The organism is Streptomyces sp. JW3, assembly GCF_052216785.1.
GTDB lineage: Bacteria > Actinomycetota > Actinomycetes > Streptomycetales > Streptomycetaceae > Streptomyces.
Genome location: NZ_JBQOUX010000305.1, coordinates 1 through 275, shown reverse-complemented (window position 1 = coordinate 275; position 275 = coordinate 1). Strand labels below are relative to the sequence as shown.

Genomic DNA, 275 nt, shown 5'->3' with positions numbered 1-275 from the left:
AGCGCCCGCGCCGACTCCTCCCCCAACAACCGCCCCGGCCACGACACCGACAACACCAACTCCGGCCCCTCGGCCAGGTCCCTGACCAGCCCTTCCACTTCGAGGGCGTGCATCACCGGTGCGTGGCCGGCGATTCCCTCGTCCAGGCCGTCACCGACCAGTTGCCATGCCTCGTCGCGGCTGCTGAAGCGGCCCAGGTAGTTGAAGCCGATCTGTGGGGTCGGCAGTCCCGCCAGTACCCCCGCCGTCTCCTCGTTCAGATACCGCAGCACCCC

The 275-nt window shown here is 69.5% G+C and carries 1 protein-coding gene; it reads right to left on the bottom strand.

The window, feature by feature from the left end:
• On the bottom strand, positions 1-275 hold a 275-nt coding region (locus ACTT8P_RS38615; protein ID WP_442836455.1), incomplete at both ends, for a hypothetical protein.